The organism is Tatumella sp. JGM94, from assembly GCF_018257595.1.
Classification (GTDB): Bacteria; Pseudomonadota; Gammaproteobacteria; order Enterobacterales; family Enterobacteriaceae; genus Tatumella; species Tatumella punctata.
In genome coordinates this window covers 23,710-42,454 of record NZ_JAERJN010000023.1, presented here as the reverse complement: position 1 = coordinate 42,454, position 18,745 = coordinate 23,710, and the positions used below count along the sequence as shown (strand labels likewise).

The window sequence follows — 18,745 nt, the reverse complement described above, 5'->3', positions numbered from 1 at the left end:
ATCTGGCTTAAATTGCCCGCCATCCGGATCGGTTTACTGCACTATAAAACGTTGTGCGCACTGATAAATAAATTAAACGCCAGCTCCGGATCTTATTTTCACTCTTCCTTCAGTTTAATTTATCAACCGAACCGGCGTTTTCCAGCGCGGTGTGCGCTCTGTCCGTAAACCGCTTTTATTTTGATACCTGCTGTTTTATTTCAGCATAACGGACTGTCAGTTGTTTCAGGTGCATTTCAAGCTGAGACCGGGCAGCAACAGGTAAAGGTTCTCCTGAAGGGTTTTGTGACAGCACCCGCAGTTGCTCTTCAGCCGGTATCGCTTGATTAAATGACTGCATAGTGGAAAAAACGACTGATTTCAGCTCACTGACTGTCATATATTTTCCCTTCTGTTGATCCAGCCTGTTCAGCCGGTCACTCAGTTTTTGTAACGTTGTCATTCCCTGATACCAGCCATTAAGCTGCGCCGCTGGTAAGGTGGCCGCCGCAAATTGTTGCTGCCAGCGTGATGCCATCGGTTTAGCCTGCTCAGGCCACAGGATACTGGCCTGCTTAATCAACTGACGACTGTAGTCAATATTCCAGTCGGGTGACATCTTATCCAGCCGGACAAGTTGCTGCTGTGTTTGTGTTATCAGCGTTTGTGATGACGGAAGTTGCTGACGTAACACATCCAGTTGTTCAGGGGTGAGAGGTAAAGGTAACGGAGCCAGTGAAGCAACAAGCTGAGCCTGTAGCGGGTCTGACTGGCGGAGATATTGCCAGCTCCATACAGCGACGCTACTGATCACCAGCATAGTAAACATACCGGCAGCGAAAGATTTCCATTTTTTTACCGGAGCGAGCATTGCCGGCTGCTGCTCCGGTGGCATGACGTACACCCACTTCATCACACCGTCTGGTCTGTCTTCATCAGAATAACCCGCAGGGCCACCCGAGGCTGCCGCCATATCATTAATCACGGTCGCAGGTAATACGATACCGGGCTGAATGGCCGGCCCGGGGCTGGTTATACCAGCACTGTTTTCCAGCCGGACAGCGCTGTTGTGTATCAAAGCACGCAGAGTATCCAGCTTAAGCTCCGGGTGCTGCAGCTTTTCTCCCAGACTTATCAGCAGTTGTTCAGCCCGGTACAGCTGGCTAAGGTCGCGGTAGTTAAACGGGAGCGAGCGTATCCGCTGTTGCAGACGCTGACTCAGGCTGCGGAGGATGTCCATTCGGGCATGGGCAGGCCGCGGCCAAAGCACATCCCACTGATGACTAATCAGCGCCTCCAGTATCACGAGTCCTTCATTAAGCCCGAAGATACCGGCCAGTTGCATACGGGCCAGTGTGTACCAGGCCGCTGTCTGTAGTTCCACCCCGTTCATCTCAAACAGTGAGAGACAACGTTTTTCGACGTAATGCCAGTCGACATCCGGACGTGCCGGATGTGTCAGCTTACTCAGTTCATCACGCAGGGAGATATAATCCGTTAGCATACGCGGATCGCCACCGGTTTTAATTTTTCGCGAAGTAATGTCATTCATGACCTGATATCCATTTGAAGTAGCCGGCACTGTGGAGAGGATTATTGTGCCGGTTTATGGCGTTGCTGATACTGGCATACCACAGTCTCTGGCTGGCTAAAACCAGCCCGGAAAATGTACGCTGATCAACCCCCTGTCCGGACGGGATAATGTACCCGCAAAGGTCCGGTCGCTTACTGTTTATGACCACATATAAACGCCGGGGTGACGTCACAGACTATTTGACGGCAGAGCCGTGACGGGGAAGTAAACGGATCCATATTCAGTCCGCTACCCGCCAGTCACGCGTCCATCTGCGCCCGCCGCTGTATGATTCACCGATGAAACTCTGCAATACCAGTCTTATAGTTACTGATCGCTGCCACGGTGGTCTGTCGGCGAGCTTTTACTGACAGAGTGTTAACTGGCCTTAGATACGGGGGATGGTATCCGGGTACTGCTGTTGCTTCAGGTGTCTTAACACCACGCGTCCCGCGGGCATAAATTCGGTACCATAACGAACCAGACCAACCTCTCTGAGTTCAGCGTCAATGGCATAGCGCAGTTCGCCGGGAACGTTCTGCTCCAGCAGTACAACACTTATTTTTTTCAGCCGTGGTTCATATTTAAGCAGAACAGCCGACAGGATACCCATCAGTTCATGGGCTGTTCCCGGCATGCCCTGCAGGATTCTGGTCATATCCGGCAGGCCATAGTCAGGCAGATGTTTTAGCGTGCCGGTGCGGCAATTGAGGATACGCTGCATATTGTCGAGCACTGACAATATGACCTGGTCCTGTTCGCTGACCTGATACACGTCGAGCCCGCCGGTGAAATTGCCGTAGAGAATTTCATACAGCGAAGGGGGATTCTGAGTCATAATTAACCTCCTTTATATGCCAATTACATTCTATCCACTCAGTATTAATATTGCTTTTGCGGTATCGGCCAGAACAGCCTGCGTCGTACCTGGACATCTGTTTTGATGCTCATCATAGTTCACGTCCTGTGGCTGTCTGATGTTCTGTCCGGGATTAAATAAACACTCCCGCTATCGCTGTTCCAGAAAATATTCCGATTCATCCGGAATAATACCGTCACAATAACGTGTATCTTCCCAGACCAGTCGCCAGTGCACATCCCGGTAGCAGACCGGGTCATCGGTTATCAATATTTCAGTGGCGCTTTCCATTAATACATCATAATAAATCTGAAGCGGTGCCTTCATTCCGCGGATAAAATAATTATAGGCACCGAGGTTTTTAAACCCGCGGATACCTTCTTTAAATACCAGGAATTTACGGTCATATATTATTTCCACCGGTTCCCAGATGCCGTCACAGGGCACCGCATCGTCGGTTTTTATAATAATATCGCTGCGCTCCGGCACGGACGGAAGGTGTTCAGGAAAGACCGGATAGGATAAATGAGTTAAGTTGTAGATATATTTATTTGGCTCCAGCAGAGTCTCTGCATCAAAAAAGTTACAGACATTATTTTGCGGCGGATACAGCAGGTTATCTCCCCGGAACTCTGCCGCAACCCGCCACTGATTAATTTCCTCTATTTCCGGAGGGTAGGGTTCCCGCTGCCCTCCTCGTTCATCATGGCAGGGATAATAAAAATAAGTTCTGATTAAACTCACGGGCCGATAAAGCTGGTCAAACTCTCCTGTATTAATTTGCCATACCTGCCGGTTGCCCGATGCCAGTTCCGGCAGTCCTTTATCGTAAAGGCATAATGCTTCATATGCCCTGATAATACTCTTCGGATGGAAACCCTTTGTAATCTCCTCCGGCCAGGTTTTCAGTGCCTGTTCATATTTTTCAGTAAAGCACGCCCAGGCATCCCGCTTGCGCTGCCACAGACTGTAGCTGCTCAGCCGTTGCAACAGCCAGAACAGTCTACGACGCACCTGTTCATCACTCATCGGGTATTTGGTTTTTTTGATGCTCATCATAGTTCACGTCCTGTGGTTATCTGATGTTCCGCACGGGCGGCATTAATCATTATTCGGCCATTCGCTTTACTGCGCAGCTCATCGTCATGCAGTTTTCGCGTATATGTGGCATAAGGCGGCGCTATCCCCTCAGGTTTGCTGTAACCGTGTAGGCCTTCCGCCTCTTTCCAGTCTGTCGGATAAAACTCCGCTTTTACGCCATTAATATCAGTGCTGACCGGTAGTCCGGTCGCTTTGACCTGCTCACCGATACGGTTAAGCTCTGTTTTCAGCATTTCATCCAGGTTGATAATTACCTGTTCACCGCCCCCCTGAAGATATTGAGCGGGAATATCACTCCCGAACTGTTCTGCAATCTTACCGTGCCAGGCTGTGCTGCCCGGCATCCGGGTCGCCAGATCTTCCGGCAGATGCAGCACCACCAGAAAACCATTACCGTTCCACTCATCCAGCACCGCTGACAGCTGCCGCCACTCCTTTGCACTGCCCGGGACTTTCCGGTAACCCCAGAATCCCCCGGCAGCACGGGAGCCACCGGGCGTTGTCGCCAGCGCAGTCTCATTGCCGAAAGCGCGAAAAATTGTACTACCCGCCATTTCCCTGGCGCTTTTGGCGGTAATTTCACCACTGAAAGATGCAATATTCGTAAATACCTGCTTATCCCCAAATGCCGGGCTCTTACCTTTATGCCCCAGTAAATCCGGGTAGCTTTTTTTTGAATATTTCAGCCGCAGTCTGTCTTCATGAAGTTTCTCAGCATGAAGACTCGGGTAACGGGTCCCCTTTTTCGGCGCTTCCCTTAAAGGACGCTCGATAAGGTACGCCTCCGCTTCACGGTAAACAGCAGCTCGTCCGGAGCTCTTTCCTAGCTCCAGAATGTCACCTTTATAGACCATTGCCTGCAGCACTCTCAGCTTTGTATTCAGTTCCTGCAGCGCCGGCGGGATCATCCGTCCGCCCATCTCCCGCAGAATGACAAAACCTTTTGCCAGCGAGCGAAGCTGCACGGACCATTTATCCGGTAAGGCTCGTCCCAGTGCCGAACCAAGGATTGTATGGGTTACCGTTATCATGGTGTTACAGAACACACCAAATTTATCCAACAGCACAGTCTGGTGAGACTGGAGATCCAGTGCCTTCAGCCATTTCGGTGCATCTCCTTCACCGACACGATTCAGAAACCTGACCACATCACTGAGCGTTTCCACATTTTCCGCCGCCTTTGTTGTGACCCGCAGGCACAGACGTCCGACGCCTTTAATAACACCGCCAATCACCGGGATCAGTGCAAACAGCAGAATCACCAGAAACACCCATTCAGTGGTGCTTTCCCGCTTTTTAGGTTCATTGATTAAGCCAATCGATACTGCCAGTAAATCACGCACCGCAGTGATATCCCCCACCAGGGGAACCATACCTATCGCGGCATCGGTAATAATCTGCCCGATAGTCTGCTTTTCATTAAATGCTCCCTGCAGGGTGCCCCAAATCCACTGACTGGTTTCCAGACTGGTCTGTTTAAACCAGGCGGTGGTGCTGATATCACTCATAATTCACTCCCTGTGTAACGGGTAATCAGGTCTCCGGCCTGAGCAGTATTTATCGCCTGAAGCTGGTAACGCGGGTTATCCTCAGGTAGCTTACGGGAAAAGCTACGGCTGTCTGCCCCCAATTCAACCCTGACCGGCCCCTCAGGTACATCATCAAGGTGCAGGTAACCAGCGCCATCCAGATTGCCGGTACGTACTGAACCGTCCGCCAGAGTTACGGTAAACGGCGCACCGACCACCGGCGCGTCATCATGGTAAAGGTACTGCATCAGTGCATCAGCCGGATTTCTTACCGGCCCGGCAAGCCATGGTAAATCCGGGGTCTGATCTGCTGAACGAAGTTTCAGCGTGCGTCTTATATTGCGGGTGAAGGTATGTAGCGTCCCGTACTCTATCCCCCACGCTTCAATCTTCACGTAGCTGCCACCGCCAATCAGCGTTACCTTCTTCTTTCCGGCGAACAGCATGTCGCCCATACTACTGATACTTAATTTCTGTGCTGCACTCATCTGCAAAGCACCATTCTGTGCCTGAATCTGTACCGGTCCCTGGCCGGAGATAAGGCTCAGCTTACCGTTCCGTGAAAAAAATCCGAGAGCCTGCTCTGCCAGCAACGCCGTATTATCCCGCGAACCGGTACTTATATCCCCGCCAGTATTGATGCCGATATTATCCGTCGCGGCGAATTGCAGGTGTTCACCGCTGCTAACCGCTATGCCCTCAGGTGCCGTGAAATGAATCACTTCATTCAGAGGTTTTAGTCGCTCATTGAACATCGCTATCTGGCTGGCTAAATCCGCTTCCAGCGCCAGCGCCTGCCGTTCCGCATCCGCCAGCAGGGCCAGCCGTTGACGCCCCATATCAATTTCTCGCAGGGCTTCCTCCATGCTCAGCACATCGCCTTCGGCTTTGGCCTGGCCTGCGACTGTCACCAATAGTCCCTTCGCCACCCGGATGACTCCGTACTCATCGGTGCGCAGCTCAAACCCGATGCCGCGCGGTTGATTCTGTGTATCCACGATATGGCCCTGGTTCAGCGCGGTGGCGCCGAACGGCGTGCTGAGCGTAATATGCTCTGCCTGCCGCTGGTCCTCCATTCGCAGCTCGTTATCCCCTGCGGTGCGCAGAATGTTCTGGCTGCGGTTATTGCGGGTCACCACATCAGGATGTTCAGAGTCATGGAGCGCATAAGCGATATACGGGCGATCCGGGTCACCGCCGTCAAAGGCAATCCCCACTTCGGTACCGCCAATCAGCGGTGTGTGCCAGCCATACGTTTCTCCGGCATAGGGTTTCGCCTGGCGTATCCACAAGTAGTTATAGCCGGGGCCGGCATCTTCACGGCTGAAGTCCAGCCTCACCCGGTAGCGCCCCTGTTCATCCAGATGGGCATACAGGGCATTTTTCTCATCGCTTTCGACGCGGGCGGTCAGCGTCCCGGCGATCAGCGGGCGCGGCACTGGCTGTGGTCTGAAGCAAAATTGCTCGCTGCAGGGCATGCCCCACACGGAGACCTGCAGACGGGTGTCACGAGCCGCGCGGAAGGTGGCAAGCGTAATCACCATTCCCTCTTTCAGCTCCGGCACCTCAGTGTTCCCGGTGTCCAGTACCATGCCCGGCGTCAGGTGGCTGGCGTTGCTGAACAGGTGCAGACGAATAGCGTTATTCAGCGCATATTCATGGTGTATCCGGGCATAACAGGCGCCGCTTTCGGTTTCCGGTTCAGAAGTGGTGTTATCACCGGCTTCGCGGTAAGGCACCAGGTAGCGGTAGTGTTCGCCAGTGGTGGCAACCCCGGTTCTGACGTCTGCAGTCGTCTCCATTGGTGTGCCGGCGGTGCGATAATTGTAATCCCGGGTGGTAACGCTGCCGGTGACGGTGTGATGCCACACCCGTGCCCCCCACACCGCTTCAACCGCGCCGTCATACAGTGCGGAGGGATCACGGTACGGCAGCTGCACACCAAACTGATACTGTCGCTGGCTATCGGCAAAGGTCACCGTATCCAGCCCGGTGGTGAGGTTGACGCCTGTGCGAAACCAGATGCCGTCTTCAGCCAGAATGCGCTGAATAAACTGCAGGTCCGTTTCACGCCACTGGGTGATAAGCTCACGGACCGGGTAAACGCGTTCCAGGCGGAACTCAAAATCTGACGCTTCCAGCCCGTGGCTGCGCAGTATCTGCTCCACCAGTTCCGGCACCGCGACATTCTGCCAGACAGCACAGCGGCGGGAATAAGCCAGCAAAGACAGACGCGACGAGATTGTCACGGCAAAATGGCTCTGATCTGCCGTCTCTTTCAGGTATTCAAAACCGGTGATGATGCCCTGAACCACCCTGCCGCTGTGCATACGGAGGGTGGCATATTTCAGCATCGTATCCTGACGACTGATAGCGAGCTGTGGCGTGGTGAACTCAATCCGCCATTCGAACGGTTCGCTCAGTGCTTCCCGCCCGTGAAAGTTCAGCACATCGGGTTTCAGCAGGCTGTCATTAATCTCAAGCGTATATCGGGTCGGCCCGTTATCCTGCGGGGTGTCCATATGCTTACTCCTTTAGCGGCACCAGAGTCAGTCCGGTGCTGTTGAGCTGGATAGTACGCGGCTTATCCGGGTCGAGATCAGCGCGGCTCAGCACCAGCTTCCAGGTGTTGTTATCGAGGTCCGGACGATTGAATAGCCCGACCACTGCGACGAATTTTGCGGCCTGCTCCAGCGGCATATTGAGGATGATGCTGCCTTTGGGCATCACCAGCAGTGACTTACTGGCCACAATATCCTCTTTCAGGCTGGTGTTCGCATCGCGCAGTAGTTTCTGATAATCCGCGGCATCCACCTGCTGCCGGTCTTTGAGCTGCCAGACCTGCACCATAGTCGCGAGCGGTGTCTGACTTTCATCGGCATTGGCGGCAGCACGTGGTTCAAAGTCGAGGTGCAGTACCTTTATTTTTTTGCAGAAGATGGCCTTGGTGATACTGACGGCGCCATCCGTTACCGACTGAGTCAGGCCGCAGCCCGTCAGCAGAACAGTGAGCAACATCAGAGATGCGCCAGATTGCAGGGAAGTGAATGTCATTTCAGGTTCCTTTCAGACGTCACAACAGGATTGTCAGGGGGCGGGTATTGAGTTATCAGCCAAACCGATAGCCGGCGGGCTGTGCCGGCGAAAGCGCACTGCAGGTCAGCCCTGCATAGGTACCCGTGCTGACCGTCAGGTGGCTGCGTTCCGCCGGATTATCAGGGTTGAGGCCCAGCACGCCGGTACGTCCCAGCTGCACCCGGTTTGTCTTACCCAGCCGGGGTTCAGGCAGGCAGCTAACCGGCACCGTGAGACGAAGGCGTACATCGGCGCGGTAACCCATATATACCCGCAGCAGCACCATCAGGTCGGTATGTATCTGCCCGCCGGGCAACCAGCCCTGTGCTTCCTGTCTGTTATCGGTCGCCAGCATCAGCAGAATACGGCTGCAGGCCTCTTTCCCGGTCCTGCCGAGGGTGGCACGCTGTGACAGAGACACGCGACTGGCTTTACCGAGTCCGCTGCGACTCTCTATGGATACTTTCACCGGGTCCGGACGGATAACCGTGGCCCGGGTGTGCGGGGCCAGCAGAGTCACCAGCTGGCGGATACCTTCGGCGTTGCGGGTTGGCAGGCGCAGGGTGCCAAGCAGCGCCAGAAAACGAGAGCACGGTGTCGCCACCTGTTCTGCGGTACCCGGAATACCGAGCCCTACCAGTCCCAGCAGACATCGGGAGATGTCATCTTCGCCACCAGCGTCAAAGGTCACCGGATAGGCATATTTACGCCAGATACGGTAATACTGGGTCAGAATACGGTGGCTGAAGATATCCAGAAACGCGGAAGTCGCCTGATACCCCTCACGATGCTGGGCGATATCATCCAGCAGTGCGGTCGGCAGCGGCGAATCCACACCGTACATGCCGAGGAAAGTGGTGCGCACCGTCGGTACCTGGCCGGGCTGATCCTCATCAGTTTCAATAACTTTAAGCTCACTGACCGGGAAGCCCATCCCCGGCCAGGGACGGAAGCGCACCGGGTCAGTACTGATTTTGTCGGTACTGCCAAGCGGAGGAGCCTCCGGGTTTTCCTGCTCCAGCAACTGGCATAAGCGGTAGAAATTAACCCGCCAGATGTTGTTACGCAGTGCCTCTGTCAGCCCGGAATGTGCTGGCTGTGATTCTCTTTCCATCGCAGTCGTTTCCCTGTTGGTTGCAGTACCAGTGTCAGCTGATTAAAAAGGTGGACGTCGGCATAGAGAGCAAAGAAGCGGTGCAACATCTCACCAAACAGGGTGACATCCCCTTCCCCGGCAAAATTGTCAGCATCGAGGGTGATTTCGATGTCGACCCCGCGCAACATAAAGCCCTTTTCAAAGCGACGAATAAGGGTATGTTTCACCGCCACAATCGCCTCCAGGCGGCGGCGGTTCATCTCATCACCGGTCCAGTCATACAGCGCCAGTGTTCCGCGCAGTACCTCCGGGTTATCCATCATGCTCAGGAAACTGGAGCCCAGATGGCTCATGACCCGCCAGTGGAAGCGGTCACTGGCCGGTGGATAAAGTGGCAGCGTCGGCACTTTCAGATTCAGGACTTTTACCGGTACTTTGCCGGCTTTCACCACCCGGTCCAGCAGGGTGCTTTCCAGTGAGCGCCTCGGCAGCTGGCCGTTGGTTGCGGTAATACGGATCGAAAGCGACTCCGGAGTGTGAGACAACTGCTCAAGCTCGAAGGACTTTCCGCCAAGGATAAGCCAGGTGTCATACAGTCCCGAAGGACCGCGCTTCACGCGGGTGTGGAAGTAACGTTCCGGCGCATCAAAGCGCATCATGCCACCACGGTGACGGAAGCTGGTGAATGGTACATACGGATGCTTGCCGTTTTTCACCGCCCCGTGAATATCATCCACGCTGTAGATTTCCGTATGCCCGTCCTGAACACGCAGCGGACGCAGCAGGTATTCGCTCTGTAGCGGGTCTGGTGTCAGCGGATCAGCCTCCAGGGAGAACAGATTAATCACCGGGGCGCAGTGCAGACGGAAGTTTTCGGTGTCAAACGGCAGATCCGACGGCCAGCTACCATTCAGCACGATATCGATCTCAAACCAGGTATTTCTGGCACTGAGGCCGGTCAGTTCAAGCCCCCGCAGCTCTACAAACATGAATTTTTCGCGGAAGCTGAAATACTCCAGCAGCAGCTGGTAGCCGCTGAACGCTGAATCGCCTTTCGGCCACAGGCGGTCGGTATCGTCAAAGCCCATCGGTTTACACCAGCCGTCAAAAGCCACCCTTGCGGTACCGGTTCTGCTGTGACGGACGTACATGGCGTGAACCTGTCGGGTCATCGCCAGGTGCAACGCCGGAGCCACCGGACTGTCAGCATCAAGGTAAATAATGACCTTATCGATACCGGCTTTTGACCAGTCCACTTTATCCGGACATTCGAAACACAGACGAATAGCGGCTCTGCCATCCGGTTCGGTCTGCAGACGGGCATCTGCCAGCTGCAGGGGCTGCAGCGCTACCTCACGGGTAGTACGGTACTGACAAACTGTTTTCTCCGGCCCGATCGGGCGCGACAGCACCGGGAAGCCTTCTTCCAGGGTTTCCTTTTTGCGCAGCTGCTGCCACTCCGGGCTAAAGGCCACTACGGTGAGCGACGGAATAGTGCGCATATAATGCGGCCACAACAGACTCACCAGCCCTTCAGTCAGTTCCGGCAGGTCATCATCGAGTTTTTCACGCAGCCGCCCCATCAGGAAGGCAAAGCCTTCAAACAGGCGCTCCACATACGGGTCGCGGGCTCCGGTTTTATCCAGGTTAAGCATCGCCGCCCGGTCCGGGTGGGCGCGGGCAAACTCTTTACCTGCTTCGCGCAGGTAACGCATTTCAGCTTCATAGTAGCGAAGGGTTAAATCATCCATGTGCGGAAATCCTGAGTGGAAAAATCATCAAAAGAAAGATGTCATCAAGAGGGGGGGCGTTAACTGAAAAACCGTGGCTGGCGGTGATTTATCCGCACAGCACCATCGCCCGGGCCGGATCAATCGCAATCAGTCCCGCCAGCAGTGCATCCATTTCCGGGGTGAGCCGGGCTTTGTCGCTTTCACTGCGTCCGGCTTTCAGACGCAGTAAGCGCAGACGACGGGCCTGTACATCAAACAGTAATCCTGGCTCCCAGTCACTGAGGGTCAGTTGCGGCGCACTGGCAGTGAGTTCGCCGAGCAGGTGCAGGGCAAGCTCGTTGCGGCCATACTGTTCTGCGACCCGGGCCATCAGTAAGCGGAGTAACCAGCGGCTTCGTGGTGAGTCCATACCCGGACGGCTCTGAAGCCAGCCCAGCGCCGTTTCCGGCCCCTCACGGTCACCTTTCTCCATCGCTTCCGCTTCCAGCGCCAGAATGTCATCTGTCTGAGGGACGCTGGCCACTGCCGGCAGATCGCTGAACCCGGGCATCTCATCATTGACCTGTCCGGCTATCCAGTTGAGCGTCGCCTCATCAGCCAGCGGTGTGCCGTCACTCCAGGCCAGCGTTTCCAGGCCCGGCAGACGTTTAAGTAACAGCCGCAGATCGCTCAGAATGTAATCTGCCCATTGATCCCCGGGGCTTCCTGCACGGCTCAGCCCCTGCCACAGATACCACTGCAAATCGAGCCAGAAGCGGTTACCGCCTTCGGTGAATATCACATCCACCAGCTCCGCCAGCTCAGTCCAGCTCTGCTGCAGATACAGGCGTTTCAGCTGGGCGCGGTAGTCCGCTTTGGGCGGCAGCAGGCGTGTACGGCCGCTGGCATCAAGTGCCGGTAAATGCGTCACCAGGTCCCAGCGGGCAGCTTTCATCATCCGGTGGGCCGCCAGCCAGCCCTGCGGCTGTTCCACCACCCAGCCGGACAGTACGCGTAACTGGCGAACCAGCTCCACTTCAGAGTTGACAGCAGCGGCCACCGGAACAGCCTTACCTGATGACGGGATAGTATGACTGTCGTCACCCGCCCCACCTGTCCGGGAGGCTGCCAGCGGTGTATCCAGCCCGCCGCTACCAGCCAGCCGGGTTTCCAGCATACTCAGCAGGCCGGTAAATGCAGGCCGCCCTGCCTCTGGTAACGAGTCCAGAACGGTCTCCAGCAGGCACAGGGCCGCAGCTGTACAGGCGGTTTCTTCCCGCGTCACGTCCGGCCAGCGCGAGAATGCATCGCGTACTTTTTCACTGTTCAGCCAGTCGAGTGCCGCCAGTCTGGCGGTGCTGCGCTGTGGGTGACAGTGCACCCCGGCCTGGCTGAGCATCGCGACCAGCAACAGGATGCCATCGGTCAGACCGGCATCACCGTCACGATGCAGACGGGCAAAGGTATACCAGGTCACCACCCGGATATCGCGGGCATGCCGGGTGAGAATACTTTCCGCCAGGCGGCACAGCGCGTCTGTATCGGTGCCTGACAGTTTATTGATTTCCTCGCGCATCAGCTGAAAATCATCTTCACAGACCGGGTCGTCACCGGCACCGTTCGGCAGCGTCGTCAGCCACGGCAACCACAGGGAAAGCCTTTGCCGGGTCTGTACCAGCAGTGCAGCACGCCGGGTTGCATCCGGCAGACACAGGTTAAGGAGTGTTTCTGCAGTTGCCATTTATTCGTCTCCGGAAAAGGTGAGCAAACCGCGCGGGGTGCCCACGGAAAAAATAGTCTGCGGCAGGCTGAAGCTCTGTAATCTGAGCAGTGCCAGAGGTCCGTCACCGAGCTCGCTGCGCATAATGAATTTCAGCGGATTACCCTCAGGGGTGGTCCACTGCAGCTGTGTCCGGCTGCTGTCGATAGGGGTGGTACGCGCCTTATCCAGCAGACGGATAAAGCCCCAGTTTCCCTGGTTATTCGCATACAGGCGCATTTCGCTACTGGTCGATCGCCAGCTCAGATTCACCCCCGGGTACCAGCTGTTGCCAGGCCAGCTGAAACTCTGCCAGCTTTCCATCTGGTTGAAGTAATCCAGTTTCTGTCCATCCAGGGTCAGCTGCATTCGCGCCACATCCCTCGACGGTCGCGCCATCAGTTCAAAGTGAACCCCGGCATCGCCCTGTGCAAAGACGATATCGGCAATGTCAGCCAGCAGGTTAATGGCTGACAGAAACGCCGGGTTAACGGTCATCCCCTGGCTTGCCGCCGGATCCACCACCCAGTGACTGCCCTCCTGATGCAATATGCCGCTGAGGTTGTTTTTGATAAATGCGGCGATACGCCCGGAATCACTTCGCAGGAACTGTGCCAGTAATGGCAATGAAGCATCGCTGCCGGTGGCCTTGAACGGATAACGTCCGGCAAAAGCGGTGTTCCACTGCGAAACAATAGTGCTCTGCCAGCGGGCATTAAGACTGCCTGCGGCCGGAGCCAGCACCTGACGCCAGGCCAGGTCAAGCGGCTGAACAAACAGTGCCTGACCAAAGCCGTTCCACTCCTGCCCCAGACTTGCCGCCGCCAGGCTTCCGTAGTCACGGGTGTCCGTCAGATCGATGGTTTTCCCACGGAAAACGGTCTGGGCCAGCATCCAGGCCATGGCCTGTGGATCGGGCGCACTGGTCACCTGCTGCAGTTTAAGGCGCACCTGGGTCACCCGTGCCAGCCAGGACTGGAAGCTGAGATTACCGTTCGAGCCGGTACCGTCCTTCCCGGCCATCAGCCCCGTAAGCGGACCAAACACGCCGTCCAGCGGCCCTTTGGGCCCCTGTGCCTGCTGAATAAACTGTCTGGCGTTTTTCTGACGCCCTGCCAGTTTCTTCGCCGATTCCACCAGGGAATCCGCAAGCGTTTCACCTTTGGCCCCCGTCTGGCCCTGCCAGGCCAGGGTGTTCATCAGCGCCACCAGAGGAGACTGGCGGATATCCGCCAGCAGGTTAAGCTGAGCAATGGCTTCGGAGAGCGATCCGGCTTCCTGCCACTGGATACTGTTGGCCATATTCAGCCATGCGTTACCAAAGTCGGTGAAATAGCGCTCTGTCAGCCGCTGCTTCAGTGCTTCCGGTGACACATCGTTGCCCGGCTGCCGGGTTTTGTCAGTCAGCACCCAGTCGATTTCATCGCGGCGATTTTTTACCACCTGATCAATCGCATCCTGCACCTGCTCCTCCCAGGCCTGACGGGTGAACATCCCCGGCACTATTTCTTCTGATAAAAACAGCGATGAGGCATCCGTATCACCGGTCATGTCCGCGAGGGTTAAATCCGGCCAGTTGCGGGCAATACGCCCGAGCATCTCCTGATACAGCCCGGACTCCGCGTTACGCTGTCCAATCTGTTTAAGCAAAATCTGGCGCACCGTGCCAACCAGCATACGGTCGGTGGTAATTTTCCACGCCGGATGAACCGGTAAATTCCGGGCATAGAAGCCAAGCAGCTTCGGTCCCTGAGTCCGCCACACGCTGTCTGGCACGCCGGGGCGCTTCGGCCAGATTTTCAGCAGGTTGCCGGCAAGCCAGTTTTCATCGGCTTTATCGGGGCGGGCCAGCATCAGGTACCCTTTCAGCAGGCTATACGTTTTTTGGGTGGCGGAGGTACGCGCATCACTTGCCGGTGGCAGCTGAACAAAGGCATTCAGCTGACGCCGGAGTTCATCTGCCAGTACATCACGCATCAGCTGCTGGTTGTTACGGGCGTACAGCGGCCAGAGCATCTGCAGAGTGTCGCGGTCCTGATTCAGGCCAAAACGGGTGTACCACGGCGCGCCGTACACTTCCCGGTTCTGCAGACGGGCAATGGTCTGCTGCAGCGCCAGCTGGTGACGCAGCCGCTCCGGCAGGGGTTGTTTTGTATCGGCAGCCATCCGGGCAGTATCCCGGGCCAGCCAGATTTGGGTACGGTTGACGGAGAGTGACAGCAACGTGCCGGCCCCCCAGAGCAGGACCAGCCCCGGCAGCATCAGGCGCAGCACTTTTTGCCAGTGAACACCGGTTTTACGGGCCTGCGCCCGCAGGCTGTCCGTTTCAAGTACCTGCCAGACCGGTGGTGACAGCCGCGCATGGGGGACAGTCGCTGCACCTGGCAATGCCGGGCTGAACATCACGCCATGCAGGCGATAAGGTACCGGACCTGACATCAGCATGGTGAATAACGGCAGCAGAGACTGGCGGAGACAACCCCGCAATACCTCAGAGAGGTTTAATAACCAGTGATGCTGCGAGTTTTCCAGCAGAGCGGCCACACCGGCCCCTTGCAACTCTGACGACAGTGTCGCCAGTGCTGTACGGCGTTCATCCGCTGTGGCTGCGGGGCCAAACAGAGCTCCCGTCGGCGGAGCCCTGTCACCATCATCTGCCCATGCCCCTTCAAGGACCACCCACAGCCAGACCGGCAGTTGCCAGCCCAGCAGGATATCGGTTTTCTGACGCACACGCAGCAGGGTGTCCTGTCTGGCCGTATCAGGGAGCGTATCGGCATTCATCACCTGTATCACCCCGTCCAGTGGACGCTGTGGGCGAACGGCTTTCAGTGCCGACAGAAACTCGTCACCGGGCACGCTGTCCGACTGCCCACCATGGATCAGCACAATTCCGTCACTCTCCTGCCAGTGATCGCGCTTAAGGCCCGGGGCTACTTTTTCGAGATCACTGTCACTGCCCTGTACCAGCAGCAGACGTACTTTTGCCTTCCAGCGGCGGCGGTAGCGTAACTGCAGGTGATCAGTCAGGGCTTCGGCACTAAAGCTTTTCTCTGCACGCTCTTTTTCGTCAACAAAGGTATTTGCGGCGTTACTATCAGGAAGGGAGGCCGAATACGCTTTGTTGTGACCCCATGCCCGCCGTGCTCCTTTCCTTCCGGAGATGAAAAATAGTTGTTCCAGGCTCCAGAGCAGAGCCAACAGAATGACACTGACGATCGCGCAGAGCGTCACTATCCACTCAAGGGGATACGGGCCGAGACCAAATATTCTGTCGACAAAATTACTGCCAATTGTCAGAGCAAAAATAATGATTGCTGAGACAAAAATCAGCGCCAGAATAGCGAGTCCGGGCAAGGCTTTTGGTTTTATTTTAGTATTTCCTTTTTTATCGTTGCTCATCCCTGATAATGTCCTTTTCTCGTTCTGCTATCGTCATTGAGATCAGCCAGATATCGTCACTTCCGGGATCCGGTTGTGCTGCAACCAGCTGTCCCCCCGGTTCTGAAACCTTGTCCGCGGCCAGTGCCACTGCTATCCATGGTGATGCCTGACCGGCATACCCGAGCGTGGCATCGATATTATTAATATCGCCCGTCAGGCTGAGTGTTAATTTATTATCTTCACAGGATTGATTCAGTCCGGGCCTGTCAGTAACAGCTTCACCAGTAATCCAGATACCGTTGATCGCGTCGGGGGATAATCCAGCCCAGCGAAGAGCGTGCGCCATATTATGCGTCAGTGTTTCGGGGATGCTCTTTTGCGGACGATGTAGTCTGACAGCATCAGGGTAGTGGTGACTTTTTCGGTTACACAGCACTATTGCAGCTATGGCTTCTGCATCATTTTCCTGTGGTAAAGTCCGCAGTGTGAGCGTCAGAATAACCAGTACGGACGGTTTGGCCCAGTGATGATCCAGCCAGTAATCCAGAGCATTCATGCCCTGCCCCGGTATCTGACGTAGCGCCCTCCCGGATTTCTCTGTGACCAGCTGTAGCAGTTCTGCCTCTTTCGCTACCGAAAGCTCTGCATCACACTCTAATACCAGCCAGCACGGTAGTTCCTCAGGAAGGCGTTTCAGTGTTTTGTTTATACGTAGCGCGGCTTTTTCAATGGCTTTTGCAACAGCCTCCGGGCCGGCATCAAAATCCGTTATCGGGGCGTGTCTGATAGACTCTCCGCCACTTCGCGGTTTGGTGGTTTTCAGGAGCGGAATGCCCAACGCCATTGCTGCGCTCAGGCTTCCCGTACCCCGACCGGCCGGGGTCTGTACCCAGGTATTGAGAACCCAGGAAAAACGCCTGCCACGTGAAATTTCGGCTTCTTCCAGGTCATCACTTTCGTAGTTCCAGCCCGCTTCACCCTTGAGTTCAAGCCGGTACCCGATATGACGAAAGACAAACAGCCCCCCCCACAGACAAAAAGGCAGACCGATCGCCGTAAACCAGAATGAGATCCCACGCTGATCTCCGGTCCATTGCCACAGGGTCAGCACCAATCCAGCCAGCAGGATGACAACCAGAAAAATTATCCAACGCATTGTCGACGGACGTGAAACCCCATCGGCATTTTCAGGGACTTCATCCAGATAAATCGGCATATTCAACCAACCTTCGCCGCAGAAAAAGAGCTTATCAGCGTACAACCGCAGCCACATTTATGGCCTTCAAAAGCCACCGGGAGGCCGTTTTCATCAAGGTAATCAGGGTTACCTTCAACAATGGTGGTTTCTCCATGCTCAGGGCAAGAGACTTTATCCCCTTTACGAGCAGCGCCAATACCACCAAACTTCATGGTGGCGGAACAGGTTAACACCGAACCGCCATGGGTCGTTTTATCCCCTTTACGGATTATTTTTAACATTTTCCACTCACTTTAATTTTATTACTTTCAGACCATGGGTTAGCTGTAAATATTCAGGTCGCTAAAGACAACATTACCGTCGAGTGATTTATTTTCTGCATTGATATACCTGATCAAAAAAAATATCACTCTCAATTATCAGTAGTGTTAATTTATTTTCCTGAATAAAATATGACTTTATTTTTTTCACCTAATGACAAACGCAAATATTCCTTGAGTGACTTAACATTAAACAGCAAATGATTTTTATAATCGCATTCACTTCGCCAGTAAGCACTTCACGCGCAATTAAATCCCCGTCCTTAACTACTCTGCAATATAATCAAACCATTAACACCATTAATAACCACTGGTTTTTTAGCATGCCTTTTAAGCACCCTTTGTTATTACAATAAATTATATTCAACAGGTTCACCCCAGATACTTAATCATTTAATGTAATTTACAAATATAATGATATTTATTTTGAAACATCATGCATTGACGACATTTTATTTTTCCTTCAATAAGGCTTGAAGTATTAATGTAATTATTTTTTTAATAGTATTGTTAACGATAGCATCGATTTCATCGCCAAAAGCACGGTTGAGGTGTGCAGTCGCGCGACGATAGCGTTCATACAAATTCGAACGCGATACACAGAACGCTTCGGCTATTCGGATGAGGGGGGATCGTCCGATGGCAGCAATGGCATACGCGATATCAACTCTTTTGCCGGGCTATCTCAAACGCGTCCCGAAGGATTTCGGCTTCCATCGTTTTGCGGCCCGGCATTTATTCAGGCTGTTTGAACTTTTTTCTCCTGTGCTTTGACCCCGACGACGCTGACTACCTTGTCGCCTGCGGCGATCGCAGACTTCCCACCATCGTTCATGAGCCGTTTCCACTTAAAAAGAAAACTGAGTGTGATACCATATTGCCAGGCAACGAGTGAGACGGTATAACCGGGCTGCATGGCGATCGCAACAAAACGGGCTTTCTCTTCGGGAGTATAACGACGGCGCTTTTGCTCGCCAGTGATCACTTCGATTCTTTGCACTGGACACTCCTTAAACATAGCTCCATGACTATATCTTACTGGCGAAGTACCCGATTTAAACGGGGGCTATTGCACTAGCGTCATTCCCCCCGGGAAGGATTGGGATAGTTAGATTTTCTTTTCCATCTATTAAAAAATAAAATATCGTATCGAAAATATA

12 protein-coding genes and 1 pseudogene are annotated in these 18,745 nt (G+C 54.5%); all 13 read right to left on the bottom strand.

Annotated elements, in window-relative coordinates; translation table 11 throughout:
* Window positions 1-175 precede the first annotated feature (175 nt).
* Entirely contained in the window at window positions 176-1,531 is a 1,356-nt protein-coding gene (locus JK216_RS14715; RefSeq protein WP_212712020.1) for a VasL domain-containing protein, read from the bottom strand.
* Between the two features lie 409 nt (window positions 1,532-1,940).
* Window positions 1,941-2,390 carry a type VI secretion system baseplate subunit TssE gene (tssE, locus tag JK216_RS14710; RefSeq protein ID WP_212708886.1) on the bottom strand — a complete coding sequence of 150 codons (450 nt, stop codon included), beginning with the start codon at window positions 2,388-2,390 and terminating at the stop codon, window positions 1,941-1,943.
* 180 nt (window positions 2,391-2,570) lie between these two features.
* A pseudogene (locus JK216_RS14705) lies at window positions 2,571-3,467 on the bottom strand (Imm72 family immunity protein); the annotation flags it as partial.
* On the bottom strand, window positions 3,467-5,020 hold the full coding sequence (locus JK216_RS14700; RefSeq protein ID WP_212712018.1) for a hypothetical protein: 1,554 nt from the start codon (window positions 5,018-5,020) through the stop codon (window positions 3,467-3,469). The gene JK216_RS14700 and the pseudogene JK216_RS14705, both read right to left, overlap by 1 nt.
* Complete coding sequence (gene vgrG / locus JK216_RS14695; protein ID WP_212712017.1) at window positions 5,017-7,563, bottom strand: type VI secretion system Vgr family protein; 2,547 nt, start codon at window positions 7,561-7,563, stop codon at window positions 5,017-5,019. The genes JK216_RS14700 and vgrG overlap by 4 nt, the downstream gene beginning before the upstream one ends.
* A gap of 4 nt (window positions 7,564-7,567) precedes the next feature.
* Window positions 7,568-8,095, bottom strand: coding sequence for a type VI secretion system lipoprotein TssJ (gene tssJ / locus JK216_RS14690; RefSeq protein WP_212708890.1), 528 nt, complete (start codon window positions 8,093-8,095; stop codon window positions 7,568-7,570).
* Between the two features lie 55 nt (window positions 8,096-8,150).
* Entirely contained in the window at window positions 8,151-9,230 is a 1,080-nt protein-coding gene (tssG, locus tag JK216_RS14685) for a type VI secretion system baseplate subunit TssG (protein ID WP_212708891.1), read from the bottom strand.
* On the bottom strand, window positions 9,194-10,963 hold the full coding sequence (tssF, locus tag JK216_RS14680) for a type VI secretion system baseplate subunit TssF (protein ID WP_212712016.1): 1,770 nt from the start codon (window positions 10,961-10,963) through the stop codon (window positions 9,194-9,196). Before tssF ends, tssG begins: the two co-directional genes overlap by 37 nt.
* Window positions 10,964-11,051: 88 nt before the next feature.
* Window positions 11,052-12,665, bottom strand: a complete 1,614-nt coding sequence (tssA, locus tag JK216_RS14675; RefSeq protein ID WP_212712015.1) for a type VI secretion system protein TssA — start codon at window positions 12,663-12,665, stop codon at window positions 11,052-11,054.
* Entirely contained in the window at window positions 12,666-16,085 is a 3,420-nt protein-coding gene (locus JK216_RS14670) for an ImcF-related family protein (RefSeq protein WP_212710806.1), read from the bottom strand.
* On the bottom strand, window positions 16,072-17,283 hold the full coding sequence (locus JK216_RS14665) for a hypothetical protein (protein ID WP_212708895.1): 1,212 nt from the start codon (window positions 17,281-17,283) through the stop codon (window positions 16,072-16,074). Before JK216_RS14665 ends, JK216_RS14670 begins: the two co-directional genes overlap by 14 nt.
* 2 nt (window positions 17,284-17,285) lie before the next feature.
* A complete protein-coding gene (locus JK216_RS14660) occupies window positions 17,286-17,546 on the bottom strand; it encodes a PAAR domain-containing protein (protein ID WP_212710807.1) in 261 nt (86 codons plus the stop codon).
* Window positions 17,547-18,324: 778 nt separating this feature from the next.
* On the bottom strand, window positions 18,325-18,585 hold the full coding sequence (locus tag JK216_RS17160; protein WP_212708897.1) for a transposase: 261 nt from the start codon (window positions 18,583-18,585) through the stop codon (window positions 18,325-18,327).
* Between the last annotated feature and the right edge of the window lie 160 nt (window positions 18,586-18,745).